The sequence below is a fragment of the Sphaerisporangium sp. NPDC004334 genome (genome assembly GCF_053602655.1).
On sequence record NZ_JBSGDZ010000026.1, the window covers coordinates 70,649 to 86,348 of the forward strand.

Annotated in this window: 11 protein-coding genes; 6 read left to right on the forward strand and 5 right to left on the reverse strand. The window is 74.1% G+C overall.

The window, feature by feature from the left end:
• Positions 1-59: 59 nt before the first annotated feature.
• Both ACWEN6_RS30225 and ACWEN6_RS30230 read right to left on the reverse strand, forming a co-directional pair.
• On the reverse strand, positions 60-884 hold the full coding sequence (locus tag ACWEN6_RS30225; protein ID WP_452575005.1) for a putative protein N(5)-glutamine methyltransferase: 825 nt from the start codon (positions 882-884) through the stop codon (positions 60-62).
• Between the two features lie 368 nt (positions 885-1,252).
• The gene (locus ACWEN6_RS30230) at positions 1,253-1,993 is read right to left on the reverse strand and encodes an ArsR/SmtB family transcription factor (RefSeq protein WP_452574928.1); all 741 of its coding nucleotides are present in this window, start codon (positions 1,991-1,993) and stop codon (positions 1,253-1,255) included.
• A gap of 115 nt (positions 1,994-2,108) precedes the next feature.
• On the opposite strand from ACWEN6_RS30230, the gene ACWEN6_RS30235 reads away from it, so the two are divergent.
• The gene (locus ACWEN6_RS30235; RefSeq protein ID WP_452574930.1) at positions 2,109-3,326 is read left to right on the forward strand and encodes an MFS transporter; all 1,218 of its coding nucleotides are present in this window, start codon (positions 2,109-2,111) and stop codon (positions 3,324-3,326) included.
• Between the two features lie 126 nt (positions 3,327-3,452).
• Here ACWEN6_RS30235 and ACWEN6_RS30240 read toward each other — a convergent pair whose 3' ends face one another.
• Positions 3,453-4,349, reverse strand: coding sequence for a M23 family metallopeptidase (locus ACWEN6_RS30240; protein ID WP_452574932.1), 897 nt, complete (start codon positions 4,347-4,349; stop codon positions 3,453-3,455).
• Positions 4,350-4,590: 241 nt separating this feature from the next.
• On the opposite strand from ACWEN6_RS30240, the gene ACWEN6_RS30245 reads away from it, so the two are divergent.
• Positions 4,591-7,632: an AfsR/SARP family transcriptional regulator gene (locus ACWEN6_RS30245; protein WP_452574934.1), complete on the forward strand. Its 3,042-nt coding sequence runs from the start codon at positions 4,591-4,593 to the stop codon at positions 7,630-7,632.
• 13 nt (positions 7,633-7,645) lie between these two features.
• Here ACWEN6_RS30245 and ACWEN6_RS30250 read toward each other — a convergent pair whose 3' ends face one another.
• Together ACWEN6_RS30250 and ACWEN6_RS30255 are read right to left on the reverse strand one after the other, a co-directional pair.
• Positions 7,646-8,161, reverse strand: coding sequence for a VOC family protein (locus tag ACWEN6_RS30250; RefSeq protein WP_452574936.1), 516 nt, complete (start codon positions 8,159-8,161; stop codon positions 7,646-7,648).
• 88 nt (positions 8,162-8,249) lie between these two features.
• A complete protein-coding gene (locus ACWEN6_RS30255) occupies positions 8,250-9,443 on the reverse strand; it encodes an ROK family protein (RefSeq protein ID WP_452574938.1) in 1,194 nt (397 codons plus the stop codon).
• Between the two features lie 106 nt (positions 9,444-9,549).
• Here ACWEN6_RS30255 and xylA point away from each other — a divergent pair, with 106 nt between their 5' ends.
• From xylA to ACWEN6_RS30275, 4 genes are all read left to right on the forward strand, one after another.
• Complete coding sequence (xylA, locus tag ACWEN6_RS30260; RefSeq protein ID WP_452574940.1) at positions 9,550-10,701, forward strand: xylose isomerase; 1,152 nt, start codon at positions 9,550-9,552, stop codon at positions 10,699-10,701.
• A complete protein-coding gene (gene xylB / locus ACWEN6_RS30265) occupies positions 10,698-12,071 on the forward strand; it encodes a xylulokinase (protein WP_452574942.1) in 1,374 nt (457 codons plus the stop codon). Before xylA ends, xylB begins: the two co-directional genes overlap by 4 nt.
• Positions 12,072-12,225: 154 nt before the next feature.
• Entirely contained in the window at positions 12,226-12,954 is a 729-nt protein-coding gene (locus tag ACWEN6_RS30270; RefSeq protein WP_452574944.1) for a DUF998 domain-containing protein, read from the forward strand.
• Positions 12,955-13,086: 132 nt separating this feature from the next.
• Positions 13,087-15,699 (forward strand): nitrate- and nitrite sensing domain-containing protein, encoded by a 2,613-nt coding sequence (locus ACWEN6_RS30275; protein ID WP_452574945.1) that lies wholly within the window; start codon positions 13,087-13,089, stop codon positions 15,697-15,699.
• Position 15,700 lies beyond the last annotated feature (1 nt).

Genomic DNA, 15,700 nt, shown 5'->3' on the forward strand with positions numbered 1-15,700 from the left:
CTTCTGTCCGGCCGGTCCCACCGGCGTGCCGCCCGTCCGCGACCGGTGCGCCGTGGGTGTCAGGAGGGCGGCCTCGTGGCGATGACGACGGTGGCGGAGTACTCGTCGGAGGTGGCCACACGCGCGCGCAGCCCCGCGCGTTCGACGGTCTCCACCGCCCGGGACGCCTGGCGTTCACTGGTCTCGAACAGCAGGCGCCCGCCCGGCCTCAGCCAGAGCGGCGCGCCCGCGGCCACCCTCCGCAGGACCGCGAGGCCGTCGGCGCCGCCGTCGAACGCCACCCGCGCCTCGTGCAGACGGGCCTCGGCGGGGAGCAGGCCGATCGCGTCGGTGGGCACGTAAGGCGCGTTGGCCAGCAGGACGTCCACGCGTCCGCGCAGAGTGGGCGGAAGGGGCGCGTAGAGGTCGCCTTCGTAGACCCGGGCGGGCCCGGCGAGCCGGGCGGCGACCGCGGCGACGTTGCGGCGGGCGCACGCCACGGCGGCGGGGTCGATGTCGGCCGCGTGCAGTTCCGCGCGCCGCGCCGTCACGGCCAGCGCCACGCCCAGCGCGCCCGAGCCGCAGCACAGGTCCAGGATCACCGCGTCCGGCGCGGTGAGCGCCACGGCCTGGTCGACGAGGAACTCGGTGCGGCGGCGTGGGACGAAGACGCCGGGGTCCACGGCCACCCGCAGTCCGCGGAACTCCGCCCAGCCGAGGACGTGTTCGAGCGGCAGCCCGGCGGCACGCCGGTCCACCATGGCGGCCACGCCGGCGGGCGTGGTGGCCGTGGCGAGGATCAGGCTCGCCTCGTCCTCGGCGAACACACATCCCGCCGCCCGCAGCCGGGCCGCGACGGCCACCGCCGAGACGGGGTCACGGCCCGCGACCGGCCCGGCGGCCAAAGGTGCGGGAGCGGTGGCTGGACGCGCGGCGGCGCCGGCGTGGCCGGGGATGAGGGGGGCCGTGGAGGGGGCGACGGCGGGGGAAGGGGAGCGGTGCGACGATGAAGCCGACATGTGAGCCTTTCGGGGATGCCTCGCGAGGCGCTCCCGGGCTCACCTACACCGTGCGCATCGCACGACCTGGAGCACGGAGCGCCCAACCGGGTACAGCGGTAATGGGTCTCACCTCCTAGGTCGGTCCACCAATGCGGACGGCACCACTATATGCGTCATTCCATGACCTGGCCTCCTCTTAGGGCCGGTTCCCGGCCCGGGTTTCGGTCCGCGACTCGGTGCGCTCGCGCGGCTCCTGCTCGCGGTGTGGCGGCTCAGGAGGAGTTCGCCGGGGCGGCCTCCGGCGTGAAGGCGGGCAGCAGAGCGGGCAGGACGGCGGCGCCGCGGGAGGTGACGGTGAGCTCGCGGGTGCCTTCGCGCGGTTCGATGAGACCTCGTGCGACGAAGGCGTCGAGCACGGCCTTGCCCAGGACGCCGCCCAGGTGAGGCAGGCGGTGGACGCGGTCGAGGCATGCCGTGGCGAGCTTGCGGCGGCGGGCGTCCACGGCGTCCAGGTCGACGCCGAGGTCGGCGAGGAAGCCGGCGCCGGCGCCGAGGGTGAGCGCGCTGTCACGCCCGTCCGGGGGCCGCAGGGCGCCGCGTTCGACGAGGGCGCCGAACACCGCGACGCCGAGCAGGCCGGCGGCGTGGTCGTAGCAGGTGTGGGCGATGTCGTCGGCGGTCGCGGGGCGGCCAGGGCGTACGGCGAGATCGGCGTGCGCGTACCGGGCCAGCGCGGTGAGCACGTCGCCGAGCCCCGGTGAGGCGACCTGGTAGACGGCGTGGCGGCCGGTGTGCTCGACGGCGACCAGCCCGGCGGCGCGCAGGCGGGCGAGGTGGTTGCTCATGCGCGGCGCGGAGACGCCGAGGACGTCGGCGAGCTGGCTGAGGGTGTGCGGGCCCTCGGCGGAGAGCAGTTGGAGCGCGGTGAGCCGCACCGGGTCGGCGAGTTCGCGCGCGAGGGAGACGACCGAGCCCAGCACCGGCTCGCGCGCGTCGACCCATCCGCCGCTCATCGTCCCTCCCCGTTGCACGGTACCACCATTCACCAAGTCCTGAATGGTGGTTGTCCGGACGGTCCGCGGGTCGTTACATTCACCCTTAAGCGATTCGTGAAGGGTGGTTGGTGGAATGGTGCTGACGCCGGCGACGGAGGCCGCCGCCGAGACCGCCGGGCTGCGGCGGCTGCTGTGGGGGAGGGGCATCTCGGCCCTGGGCGACGGCCTGTGGTTCACCATCTGGGCGCTGTACTTCACGCGCATCCTGCATCTGTCACCCGCCCTGGTGGGCCTGGCCATGGCCGCCGCCGGCGGCGTGGGCCTGCTGGCGGCGATGCCGCTCGGCGCCATGGCCGACCGGTACGACCCGCGGGTCATCCTCGTCGCCGTGACCCTCCTGCGCGGGGCCGCCATGGCCGCCTACACGCAGGTCAGCGCGCCGTGGGCGTTCGTCCTTGTGACGGTGGTCTTCGTCGCGCCCGCCAACGGGGCCTCGGCCGTCCGCACGGCCCTGGTCGCGGAGCTGGTCACCGGCACCGAGCGCCGGGTGGGAGCCCTCGCCCGGCAGCGGGTGGCCCAGCACGCCGGATACGCGCTCGGCGCCGGCGCGGGCGCGGTGGTGCTCGCGGCGGACCGGCCGTCCGCCTACCTGGCCGCCATCTGCGGCAACGTGCTCAGCTTCGCCGTCCTGGTGGCGCTGACCGCCACCATCGCCCCGCCGCCGGGGCCGCGCGCGGCGCGCGAGCCTCGCCGCGGAGTCCAGGTCGTCCTGCGCGACCGCCCCTACCTGGCCGTCATCGGCGCCACATCGGTGCTGTCGCTGTGCTGGGCGATGCTCTCGACCGGCCTGCCGCTGTGGATCGCGAACTTCACGCGCCTGCCCCTGTCACTGAGCGGAGCGGTCGTGGTGATCAGCTCGGTGGGCATCGCCGCGCTGCAGGTCCTGGTCACCCGGTTCACCGGCGCCCCCGCCCAGGCCGCGCGCACCGTGGTCTGGGCGGGCGGGTCGCTGGCCGTGAGCTGCGCGCTGCTGGCGACCACGGCCGGGCGCGCCGGCGCGGTGGCGATCGGGGTGGTGACGCTCGCCGCGCTGTTCCACGTGGCCGGCGAGCTGGGGTACGTCGGCGGCGGCTGGGGCCTGTCGGTGGAGTTGATGCGCGAGGATGCCCGGGGCGCCTACCAGGGGGCCTCGGAGGCGGCGACCGCGACCGTGCAGATGTTCGCGCCGGCCGTGTTCACGCTCGCGCTCACCGGGCTCGGCGCGACCGGATGGCTGCTGATGGCCGTGGTCTTCCTCGCCTGCTCCGCGCCCGTCCCCGCGCTCACCCGATGGGCCGTGCGCACCCGGTGACCCGTCGTCCACGGCTCCTTTCCGACGGGCCGTCCGCCCTCGCCGATCCGCCTCCAGGCCGGCCGCCCGTGCGGGCGGAAGGGGCCGGTCCGGTGTCACCGGACCGGCCCCCGAGCGGGCGTCCGGTCAGCCGCAGTGCTCGAAGGGGCTGTCGTAGGCGGAGGAGCCCGCCTTGCCGCCCCACTTCACGCAGGTGTCGGAGGCGGAGGCCCGGACGGGCCCCGCGTAGTAGGCGAAGGCGCCCGAGTCGGTCACCCGGCTCTTGCCCTGGACCTCCAGATAGGCGGAGGTCGTGGTCGCCGAGCCGACCGACGCCGTCTTGATCGTGGTCACGCAGTTGTAGCCGTTGGAGGTGTTGTAGAGCAGGTAGACCCTGCCCGCGCTGCCGAGGGCGGCGGAGTCGACGACGCTGTAGCCGCTGCCGCAGACCTCCTCGGGCGAGTAGGGGTTGTTGCTGCCGGAGCAGTTGTGCGAGGTCAGGGTCTGCGCGGGGTAGCCGAAGGTGACGCCGTTGAAGACGGCCTTCTGGACGTTGGCCGGGTAGGAGGTGTCGGTCGTGCGCACCTCGTAGTGCAGGTGCGGCGAGATGTTGTTGCCCGGCTTGCTGGTGTTGCCCACCTCGCCGATCTTCTGTCCCTGCGAGACCTGCGCTCCGACGCCGACCGAGCGCAGGCTCAGGTGGGCGTAGTAGGTCGACCAGCCGCCCCCGTGGTCGATCTTGACCAGGTTGCCGAAGCCGTTGGTCGATCCCTGGTGGGCGGAGATGACCACCGTGCCGGCGGCGGCGGCGACCACCGTGTCGCCGTAGTCGGCGTCCGCCGTGCCGCCGCGGTTCCAGTCGATCTCCCACGACTGGTGGGCGCTGCTGCCGCTGGAGTTGCCGCTCCACGACTGGTCGCAGGGGAAGGGCATCTGGAAGTTCGGGCGGGGACCGGCGGCGCTCGCGCCCGGGGCCAGCGCGACGCCTCCCGCCAGGCTGAGCAGCAGGGCGGCGCCCGCCGTCAACAATCCTCTGAGCTTCATGCGGATCCTTTCTCGCAGTTCCGGCGGGTGGCGCCGACGACGGCTCGGCGGAGCCGGTTTCGGGATACTCGGGAGGAAACTCCGAAGGACGGTCCGAGGTGTCGGAGGCTCGGCCCTTCGCTTTGCGTACAGCGTCCGGATAAGCCGTATAAGAAACGTCCAAAACGGATACAAAGAGATCCGGAGCTTTGAGTGACCGACCCGGTGAAGCGGGTGCAGAGTCTCAAAGGAGCAGGCGGGCATGACGACTGATCGGCCCACATTCAGCGTTCTCGGACCTTTGGACGTACGGCTCGGCGGACGGCCTGTACGCCTCGGCGGCACCAAACCGCGGATGCTGCTCGCGACTCTGCTGCTCCATGCCAACCGCGTGGTGGGCACCAGCCACCTGATCGAGGTGCTGTGGCCGGAGCGCCGGCCGCGCTCGGCGGTGGAGAACCTGCGGACCTACGTCAGCTCCCTGCGCGCCGCCCTCGCCGAGGCCGCGCCCGCCGCGGCCGATGGGGGGTCCGCCCGAGAGTCGTTGGCAGGGGAGCCGGTGTCCCGCGGGGGCGGGGCCGTCATCCGGGCCAGGCAGTCCGGTTACGTGATCGACGTGTCCCCCGGGGACCTCGACCTGCTCGCCTTCGAGCGGCTTCTCGCCGAGGGTGGCCGGGCGCGGGCCGAGGGCCGCGCCGCCGAGGCCGCGGACCTGCTGTGCCGGGCACTTTCCCTGTGGCAGGGCACGCCGCTGGACGACCTGCCGGGCAGCCCGCTGTGGGAGGGCCGCCTGTCGCCGCTGGCCGAGACCCGGCTCACGGCGGCCGAGGAACTACTGGCCCTGCGGGTGTCCCTCGGGCAGTACACCGCCGCGATCGGCGAGCTGCGCGTCCTGCTGGTCGAGCATCCGTTCCGCGAGAGCCTGTGGCGGCAGCTCATGCTCGCCCTGCACTGGAGCGGACGCCAGGCCGAGGCGCTGCGCGCGTACGCCACGGTCCGCGACCGGCTGGTGGAGGAGCTCGGGGTCGAGCCGGGCGCCGAGCTGCGCCGCACCCACGCCGCCGTCTTGGCGGGCGTCCCGTCTCCCGCCGGGGAGCCGTCCGGCGGGCGGGTCGCCGAGGTGGCGGGGGAGCCGTCCCTGTGGCGGCTGCCGCCCGACATCCCCGACTTCACCGGCCGGACTGCGGACGTCGCCACGCTGGTGGACGCGCTCGCGCCGGACCGGGCGGCGGGCCCGCCGGCGATCACCGTGGTCGTCGGACCGCCAGGGGTCGGCAAGTCCGCCCTGGCCGTGCACTGCGCGCACGCGGTACGCGACGGCTACCCCGGCGGGCAGCTGTACCTGGACCTGGGCGGCACCACCCCCGCGCCCGCCGACCCGGCCGACCTGCTCGCCGAGGCGCTGCGCGCGCTGGGCGTGGCCGAGGGCGCGCTGCCCGCCGGCGTGCGCGAGCGTTCGGCCCTGTACCGGTCGCTGCTGGCCGGACGCAGCGTCCTGCTCGTGCTGGACGACGCGGGGGGCGCCGCGCAGGTGCGTCCTCTGCTGCCGGGCGGCGGCTGCTCGGTGCTGGTCACCAGCCGGCGCAGGATCACCGAGCTGCCCGGGACGCTGCAGGTCGAGCTGGACGTGCTGACGCCATCCGAGTCCGAGGAACTGCTCGGCAAGATCGTGGGCGTCCAGCGGCTGGAGCGCGAGCGGGACGCGGCGGCGGCCATCGCCCGGTCGTGCGGCCACCTGCCCCTGGCCCTCCGCATCGCCGGGGCGCGCCTGGTGGCGCGGCCGGGGTGGCCACTGCGCCTGCTGGAGCGACGGCTGGAGGACGAGGCCCGCAGGCTGAGCGAGCTGCGGGTCGGCGACCTCGCGGTCCGGGCGAGCGTGGAGCGGAGCTACCGGCTGCTGCCCGAGGACGCCGCGCGGGCGTTCCGGACGCTCGGCCTGCTCGGCCCGCGGTCGCTGCCCGCCTGGGTCATCGACGCCGCGCTCGACCGGCACCACGCGGACGAGGTGGTGGACGACCTGGTGGACGCCAACCTGCTCCAGCTCGTCGGCGGCGACCCGGCCGGCCGGCCGCGGTACCGGCTGCACGACCTGATCCGCTGCGGCGCGCGGGAGAAGGCCTACGCCGACCCGCAGGGGCTCGCGCTCGGCCGGGTCGTGGGGGCGTGGCTGGCGGTGGCCGAGCGGGCCACCGCGCGGCTGCCGACCACGGTGTTCGGCCTGATGTCGCCCACGGCCACCCGCTGGGAGCCGGCCGACGCCACCGTCGGGCAGATCGGCGCCGACCCGCTGTCGTGGTTCGACACCGAACGGGAGGCGCTGGTGGGGACGGTGCGGCTGGCCGCCGACGCGGGCATGGCCGACTCGGCGTGGGGCCTGGCGGCGTCCCTGGTGCCCTACTTCGACCTGCGCGGGCACTACGACGCCTGGCGCGGGACCCACGAGATCGCGCTGGAGGCGGTGCGCGCCAAGGGTGACGCGCGCGGCGAGGCCGCGCTGCTGCGCGGTCTCGGCCAGGTGTACCTGTACCAGGACGGGTACGCCGAGGCGGCGGAGATGTTCCACCGGTCCTACCAGCTGTTCCGGCGGCTCGGGGACGGCAGGGGCGAGGCGATCGCGATATGCGGGCTGGGCGCGGTGGACCAGATCCGCGGCGAGCGGCGCAGGGCGCTCAGGCGGTTCCGGCAGGCGCTCGGCATGTTCCTCGGCATGGGCGACCCGGCGGGCGAGGCGTACGCGCGGCAGGCCATCGGCAAGGTGTGCCTGGAGTCGGGCGACCTCGCGGCGGCGGCGCGGTGGCTGGACGAAGCGCTGCGGCTGGCGCGGGCCATCGGCGACCGCCACCGCGAGGGCTGCGTGTTCAACCACTTCGGCCGGCTGCACGACCTGGCCGCCGACTTCGACCGGGCGACCTCCTACCAGGACCGGGCGCTGGACATCTTCGAGAGTCTCGGTGACTGCCACTGCGCGGCGTACGCGATGCAGAGTCTCGGCAACCGCCGCGCGGTCCGCGGTGAGCGGGTGCGCGCCTCGGCGCAGCTCGAACGGTCACGCACGATCTTCCGGCGGCTCGGCGACCGCAGCGGCGAGGCCAGCGCGACGCGGATGCTGGGCGAGCTGCACCGTGCGGCCGGTCGCGCCGACCTGGCCAGGGACTACCTGCACCAGGCGTTCACCCTGCAACGCGAGCTCACCGCGCCGGACGCGGGGCCCGCGGGCGATCCGGCGGGCCGGCGGGCCCCGGTGGACATTGGGACCGTAGAGGATGCGGCGGTCAGCGGACCGCGGTGGACGTGGGGACCTTAGGCGATGCGGCCGGTCAGTGGGCCGCGGCGGTGGAGATGCCGACGCCGCCGCGGGTGTCACCGCCGTAGCGCCGCTTCTCGCCGGCGATGTCGAGCGGTCTGATGCTCGATCGCCCGGCGATCGTCTCGGGCGTGAGCAGCCCGGCGGGCACCAGCCAGGAGACCTCGAACTCGATGCCGTCGGGGTCCTTGGCGTACAGCGCCTTGGTGGTGGAGTGGTCGGAGGCGCCGGCCAGCGCGCCGAGGTCGCGCAGCTTGGCGGCGATCTCCTCCAGGTCGTCGAGGGTCTCGACCTCCCAGGCCAGGTGGTAGAGGCCGACGGTCGCCCGCCCCGCCTCCGAGGCCCCGGCCTGCGGACCGATCTGGAACAGGCCGAGGTCGTGGTCGTTGTTCGACGCGGGGGCCTGCAGGAAGGCCGCGCCGGGGAAGCCCATGACCACGCGGAAGCCGAGCGCCTCCTGGTAGAAGGCGACGCTGCGCTCGACGTCGCGCACGTACAGGACGGCGTGGTTGAGACGGTGGACCGGCATGGCGCCTCCAATAGCTTGAACTCTCAAGTAAGCATACCTCGTACATGGTTGAGAGTTCAACTATCGATGCGTCAAATAGGTGGGACCGTCAGTGATGAGGGGCGAGCAGGTAGGCGCCGGGGTCGGCGATGATGCGCTGGAGCACCTGACCGGCGGCGCCCAGCGGCGCGGCGTCGGCCCCGACCTGCGACACGACCACCGCGGGGACGCGGGCGCGCATCTGCCCGAGCCGCTGGTGCAAGGTCTCCTCCGCCGGCCCCGACACCCACGGGAACAGCGGGGCGAAGATGCCGCCCAGCACGATGGTGTCCGGGTCGAGCAGGTTGACCGCGCTGCTGAGCGCGACGCCGAGCGCCGTCCCCGCCCGCTCGCAGGCGGCCAGGGCGTCGCGGTCGCCGGCCCGCAGCCGGGCGACCAGCACGGACATCTCCTCGCCCGGGGGCAACAGGGCGTCCTGCCCGGCGTACCGTTCGAGGCACCCCGAGCCGCCGCACCGGCACTCAGGGCCGTCCGGCGCGACGACAACGTGGCCGAGCTCGCCCGCGTATCCATGCGCGCCCCGGAACAGCGCTCCGTCGACGACCAGGCCCGCGCCGATGCCGATCTCGCCGGAGACGTGCAGGAAGTCGCCGAGCGCGGCGCCCGAGCCGAACCACAGCTCGCCCAGGGCGGCGAGGTTGGCCTCGTTCTCCACCAGCACCGGGAGCGGCAGCCCCAGAGCGCCCGCGACCGCCACGTCCCGCCAGCCGAGGTTGGGCGCGCGGTGGACGTTGCCGGTGGACCGGTCGACCGGGCCGGGCAGGGCGACGATGCCACCGGCGACCGACAGGCCGAGCCCGGCGGCCTCGGCCAGCACGGACGTGGCGAGTGCGCGCAGCCGGACGATCACGTCCTCGGGAGAGGCGGCGCGGTTGTCCACAGCCTGTGCACGGAGCAGCCGCACCGTCCGGCTGAGATCGACGACGCAGGCCGCCAGGTAGTCGACGTTGATCTCCAGGCCGAGGGCGGCCACGCGGTGCCCGCTGAGGCGGACGGCGACGCCCGGCCGGCCCCGCTCGCCGTCCCCGACCGTGCCGGACTCCACGGCCATGCCCGCGTCGATGAGGTCCGCGACCAGCTTGGACACCGTGGTCTTGGACAGGCCGGTGGCCTCGGCGAGCGCGGCGCGCGTCAACGGCCCCCGGCGGTCGAGCGCTCCGAGGACCACGGCGAGGTTCCTCGCCCGCATCGCGTCGTGCCGTACGGCCTGGGTCATCGGCGGGTCTGCTCCGGTACCGATCACAGCCTCCAGTGTGGTCCGGTGAAGTGGCCCGGCGGTCCCTCTTGACCTCGGGCGGATCGGGGCAGAGTATTTAGTCCACAACATAGACTAAATCGGGAGACACTCCGTGGACGCGTACACACCCAAGAAGGAAGACAAGTTCACCTTCGGCCTGTGGACGGTGGGCTGGCAGGCGCGCGACCCGTTCGGCGACGCCAGCCGAGCCCCGCTCGACCCGGTGACCAGCGTGCACCGCCTCGCCGAGCTGGGCGCCTACGGCGTGACGTTCCACGACGACGACCTCCTCGCCACCGAGCCCGACCGTGACAAGGCCATCCAGAACTTCAAGCAGGCCCTCAGCGAAACCGGCCTCAAGGTTCCCATGGCGACCACGAACCTGTTCACCCACCCCGTCTTCAAGGACGGCGGCTTCACCAGCAACGACCGCGACGTCCGCCGCTACGCGATCCGCAAGGTCCTGCGCAACGTCGACCTCGCCGCCGAGCTGGGCGCGACGACCTATGTCTGCTGGGGCGGGCGCGAGGGCGCCGAGTCCGACGGCGCCAAGGACGTGCGGGCCGCGCTCGACCGTTACAAGGAGAGCCTGGACATCCTGTGCCAGTACGTGCTCGACAAGGGGTACGACATCCGCTTCGCGCTGGAGCCCAAGCCCAACGAGCCGCGCGGCGACATCCTGCTCCCCACGATCGGTCACGCGCTCGCGCTGATCGGCGAACTGGAGCACCCCGAGATGGTCGGCCTCAACCCCGAGGTGGGCCACGAGCAGATGGCCGGGCTCAACTTCGTGCACGGCATCGCGCAGGCGCTCTGGCACGGCAAGCTCTTCCACATCGACCTCAACGGTCAGCACGGCCCGAAGTACGACCAGGACCTCGTCTTCGGCCACGGCGACCTCAAGAGCGCGTTCTTCCTGGTCGACCTGCTGGAGAACGGCGGCTACGAGGGCCCGCGCCACTTCGACTACAAGCCGCTGCGCACCGAGGACGCCGAGGACGTGTGGGCCTCGGCCGCCGCCAACATGCGCACCTACCTCATCCTCAAGGAGAAGGCGGCCGCCTTCCGCGCCGACCCCGAGGTGCAGGCGGCGCTCACCGACTCGCGCGTCACCGAGCTGGCCCAGCCGACCCTCGCTCCTGGTGAGACCTACGAGAACCTGGCCAACGACGACTTCGACATCGACAAGGCGGCCGAGCGCGGCTTCCACTTCACCCGGCTCAACCAGCTCGCGCTCGAGCACCTCCTCGGAGTGCGGGGATGACGCTGGTCGCGGGAGTCGACTCATCGACGCAGAGCTGCAAGGTCGTCATCCGCGACGCCGAGACCGGGGCCCTGGTCCGCGAGGGCAGGGCCCCTCACCCCGCCGGCACCGAGGTGCACCCCGACCACTGGTGGGAGGCCCTCCAGCGGGCCCTCGCCGAGGCGGGCGGGCTGTCGGACGTGGCGGCGCTGTCGGTGGGCGCCCAGCAGCACGGCATGGTCTGCCTGGACGAGAACGGCCAGGTGGTCCGGGACGCGCTGCTGTGGAACGACACCCGCTCGGCGCGCGCGGCGCAGGATCTGGTGGCCGAGCTGGGCGGGCCGCAGGCATGGGCGGAGGCGGTCGGCAGCGTCCCGGTCGCGTCCTTCACCGTGACCAAGCTGCGCTGGCTGGCCGAGCACGAGCCGGACAACGCGGCCCGCACCGCCGCGGTGGGCCTGCCGCACGACTGGCTCACCTGGCGGCTGGCCGGCGCGCCGGGCGTCAACGCGCTCACCACCGACCGCGGTGACGCTTCGGGCACCGGCTACTGGTCGCCCGGCACGGGCTCCTACCGTCCCGACCTGCTCAAGCTCGCGATGGGCCACACCCCCGTGGTGCCGCGCGTGCTGGGCCCCACGGCGCAGGCCGGCCGGGCCGGTGAGGTCATGCTCGCGCCGGGCACCGGCGACAACATGGCCGCCGCGCTCGGCGTGGGCCTTGGCCCCGGCGACGTGGTGGTCTCCATCGGCACCTCGGGGACGGTCTTCGCCTGCGCCGGCGAGCCGAGCCACGACCCCTCGGGAGCCGTGGCGGGCTTCGCGGACGCGACCGGCCGGTTCCTGCCCCTGGTGTGCACGCTGAACGCCGCCCGGGTGCTCGACGCGGCGGCGCGGATGCTGGGCGTCGGCCTGGACGAGTTGGGCGATCTCGCCCTGCAGGCGCCCCCCGGCGCGGATGGGCTGGTGCTGGTGCCCTACCTGGAGGGCGAGCGGACCCCGAACAAGCCGGACGCCACCGGCGCGGTGCACGGGCTGCGGCTGGCCAACTCCACGCCGGCGCACTTCGCGCGGGCCGCCGTGGAGGGCATGCTGTGCGGGCTGGCCGACGGGCTGGACGCGCTCGGCGTCGAGCCGCGGCGCATCCTGCTGATCGGCGGGGGCGCCCGGTCGCGGGCCGTGCGCCAGATCGCGCCCGCGGTCTTCGGGCGTCCCGTCGTGGTGCCCGAGCCGGGCGAGTACGTCGCCGACGGCGCGGCCCGCCAGGCCGCGTGGCTGCTCAGCGGCACCGCCGAGCCGCCGGCGTGGCTGGCGGGCGAGCCGGAGGTCTACGAGGCCGATCCGGCGCCCGGCGTCCGCTCCCGGTACGCGGAGGCGGCCGCCACCGTCTGACCCGGTGCCGGGGCCCGCACGCCGGGCCCCGGCACCCACCGCGGGCGAGCGTCCCCCGCGACCGGCGGACGTCCCCGGGACCGGCCACGGCAGGCGGGGGAGGACCCTGAGGGACCCCGAGATCGCCTCAGGGGTGGTTCAGGGACGGCACCGGATGTTCGAGACGGCCGTTCCGGGACAGTCTTGGACCATGCTGAGAAGGCTTTACCCCCTGGCCGCCGGAGCGGGCATGCTCGCCGCGTCGATCGCGGCGCTGCTGGCCGCGTCGCTCACGATGGCGGCCGGCCGCGTCGGCACCCCTTCGGGCGTCCTGGACCTCACCATCGGCCGCGCCGCCGCGCTCGAGCCCGGTGGCGTCACCGAGCCGGCGCTGGCCCTGGTCGGCCTTGCCACGCTGGGACTGCTGGCCGGCATGCGCGCCGTCGCGGCGCCGCTCGCGGGGTGGCCGGAGCGGCTGCTGCTGGCGTGGGCGGTGTCGCTGATGGGCGCGGCCGTCGTGCCGGTCGCGGGGGTCGCGGACGCGCTGATGGCGCTGGCACTGATCAGCATGGCCGCCGCCGCGGCGCTGATGGCACGGCGGTTCGGCGAGGACGCGCGGTGGGCGGCGCTGGCCCGTCCGCTGGAATGGCTCGCGCTGGGCGCGGGCGGCGGGCTCGCCGTGCTCACCTATGTGGCCCTTCCCGGCCACCAGGTTTTGATCGGTGTGGCGGAGTGGGCCCTGCTCGCGGTCGAAGTCGCCGTTCTCGCCTTTTCCGCCGTGCAACTGGTGCGCGTCGCCCTGCCGGCGCGGACGCGCATCGCCACGATCATGGCGATGGCCGCGACCATGGAAAACGCTACAAGTGGCGCACGAAACACCACTGCGGTGTTAAGCCGACAGTAAACGCAGAAGCGCTTAATTCACGATATATCACAGAAGCATCAAGAAAATCAGCCGCCACAATGCTATCCTCATCGGCGATCTTCACCCTCGGCTGCCGGTCCCTTACGGCATCCCGCCAACCGATGAGGTGCCATGGCATCGAGCAGGTCCATCAGATTCAAGATCTCCGCTTTGCTCGTGATCCCGCTCCTCTCGCTGACCGCACTGTGGATCTTCGGGACGAGCGTCACCACGCGGGACTCGCTGAACCTGCTCGCCGTGTCGTCGTTGTACGAGGAGATCGGCAACCCCGGCGACCAGTTGACGATCGCCCTCCAGCGTGAGCACCTGCTCTCCGCCGAATACCTCGGCGCCCCCTCGGAACGGACCCAGACCGAGCTGCTGCGCCAGCGCCAGCAGGTCGACCTGCTCCGCCAGCGGATGCGCAGGCTCGCCCTCACCGAGACCGCGCAGTCCAGGCTCTCCACGCCGGAGATGCGCGCGCGGTTCGCCGACGTGATGGCCGTGGTCGACAAGCTCGACGCCACCCGCGCGTCCGTGGACAGCGGGGCCATGGACCTGGTGACGCTGACCCGCGACTACGCCCTGGTCCCCGACGCCATGCAGAAGCTGGTCGTCAGCATGTCGCTCACCGGCGGCCTGGAGCTGTTCCACCAGTCGCAGAGCCTGACCGCGATGGCGTACGCCAAGGACCACCTCTCGCGCGAGCGGGCGCTCGCCGCCGGCGCGATGATCGAGAACCGCCCGCTCAACCCCGGCGAGCTGAGGACCTTCTCCGCGCTGGCCACCACCCGCCGGTTCCTGTTCGACCAGGGGATGGCCGAGCTCGAACCCTCCGTGCGCGCGCCGTTCGCCGCGCTGGCGCGCTCGGAGGAGTACCGGCGCTTCTCCACCCTGGAGAACGACATCGTCCTCGGCGAGGGCCGCACCTTCTCCCACAAGACCTGGCGGACGATCACCGACCGGGTGGAGGGCTCCTACCAGGGCACGCTCACTCGCGCCGGCGCCGCGCTCGCCGCCGGCGCCGAGCCGGTGGCCATGGCCTCCTTCGTGCGGGCCGGCCTCGCGGGCGCGCTCGGGCTCATCGCCGTCGTCAGCTCGCTCCTGGTCGCCTTCCGTGTGGGACGCCGGCTGACCCGGGAGCTCGGCGACCTGCGGACCGCCGCGGCCGACCTGGCGACCGTGCGCCTGCCGCGCGTCGTCGAGCGGCTGCGCGCGGGCGAGGAGGTCGACACCGCCGTGGAGGTGCCGCCGCTGGTCAGCACCGCCACCACCACCGAGGTGCGCGAGCTGACCGCGGCGTTCAGCAGCGTCCAGTGCACCGCCGTGCGGGCCGCCGTCGAGCAGACCCGGCTCCGCGACGCCGTCGGCGAGGCGTTCCGCAACCTCGCCCGGCGCAGCCAGTCGCTGCTCCAGCGGCAGCTCCGGCTCCTGGACGGCATGCAGCGGCACGCCGAGGACCCCGAGACGCTGCGCGACCTGTTCCGGGTCGACCACCTCACCACCCGCATGCGGCGGCACGCCGAGGGCCTGGTCATCCTGTCGGGGGCCTCGCCGGGCCGTACCTTCCGCCAGGAGGTGCCGGTGATGGACGCGCTGCGCGCGGCGGTCGGCGAGGTCGAGGACTACACGCGGGTCCGCGTCCACCCGATGCCCGAGGTGATGATCGTCGGCAACGCGGTCGCCGACGTCATCCACCTGTGCGCGGAGATGATCGAGAACGCCACCTCGTTCTCCCCGCCGAACACCGAGGTCACGGTGAACGGCGAGATGGTGGCGCGGGGCTTCGCCGTCGAGATCGAGGACCGCGGGCTCGGCATGACGGCCGGGGAGCGCGACGCGCTGAACGAGAAGCTGGCGCGTCCGGCCGAGTTCGACCCGGCCGACACCAAGCGCCTGGGCATGTTCGTCATCGGTCGGCTCGCCGCCCGCCATGACATCCGGGTCGAGCTGCGCGCGTCGCCCTACGGCGGCACGACCGCGATCATCCTGCTCCCCGACCGGCTGATCACGATGCCCGAGCGGCCGGCGGCCACGCCCGTGCGGCCCACCCCGCCGCCCGCGCGGACCGCGATCCTGCCCGCCGCGCGTGCCAGGTCCTTCTTCGACGAGCGGCCCGCGAGCCCGCCCTCCGGCCTGCCCGTCCGCACCAGAACCGCTCCCGCGACGGAGGCGTCCCGGCCGGAGGAGGCCGCCGGTCCGTCCGCGCCGCTGACGCACGACGCCCCCGAGCCGCCCGCGCCCCTGACACAGGGCGTTCCCGAGCCGACCGGCCCGCGCTCCTTGGACCCCGGACCGCGCCTGCCGCGCGAGGAGACCTCCGGCCCGGTGGCCCGGCCGTGGCAGGACGCACCGGAACGGGCGGGCGCGGCGCGGTCGCCCGATGCGCCCGCGCCGCAGCCGCCGCCCGCGTCCCGCCCGGCGGCGCCGGGCAAGGGGGCCCTCCCGCGGCGCACCCGGCAGGCCAGCCTGGCCCCGCAGCTGCGCCCGCGGAAGGGGCACTCCGACCCGGCCGTGCCGGCGGCCCACGGCGGCCATCCGCGGGAGGAGCAGCGGGGTAACGGTCATCCCCGGGAGGAACAGCGGGGCGACGGCCACGTGCGGGAGGAGCACGGCGGCTCGGCGGCGGTCGCGGGGACGCCCGTGGAGCGATCGCCCGAGGAGTCCAGGGCGTTGTTCGACTCGCTCCAGCTCGGCTGGCGGCGGGGCAGGGCCGGCGACCGGCCAGACGGTGAGGAGGTGTGAC

Bases quoted from the DNA above. Each gene is read 5' to 3' on its own strand.
- ACWEN6_RS30230 (WP_452574928.1), bottom strand. From the start codon at position 1,993: ATGAGCGGCGGATGGGTCGACGCGCGCGAGCCGGTGCTGGGCTCGGTC.
- ACWEN6_RS30235 (WP_452574930.1), top strand. From the start codon at position 2,109: ATGGTGCTGACGCCGGCGACGGAGGCCGCCGCCGAGACCGCCGGGCTG.
- ACWEN6_RS30240 (WP_452574932.1), bottom strand. From the start codon at position 4,349: ATGAAGCTCAGAGGATTGTTGACGGCGGGCGCCGCCCTGCTGCTCAGC.
- ACWEN6_RS30245 (WP_452574934.1), top strand. From the start codon at position 4,591: ATGACGACTGATCGGCCCACATTCAGCGTTCTCGGACCTTTGGACGTA.
- ACWEN6_RS30250 (WP_452574936.1), bottom strand. From the start codon at position 8,161: ATGCCGGTCCACCGTCTCAACCACGCCGTCCTGTACGTGCGCGACGTC.
- xylB (WP_452574942.1), top strand. From the start codon at position 10,698: ATGACGCTGGTCGCGGGAGTCGACTCATCGACGCAGAGCTGCAAGGTC.
- ACWEN6_RS30270 (WP_452574944.1), top strand. From the start codon at position 12,226: ATGTTCGAGACGGCCGTTCCGGGACAGTCTTGGACCATGCTGAGAAGG.
- ACWEN6_RS30275 (WP_452574945.1), top strand. From the start codon at position 13,087: ATGGCATCGAGCAGGTCCATCAGATTCAAGATCTCCGCTTTGCTCGTG.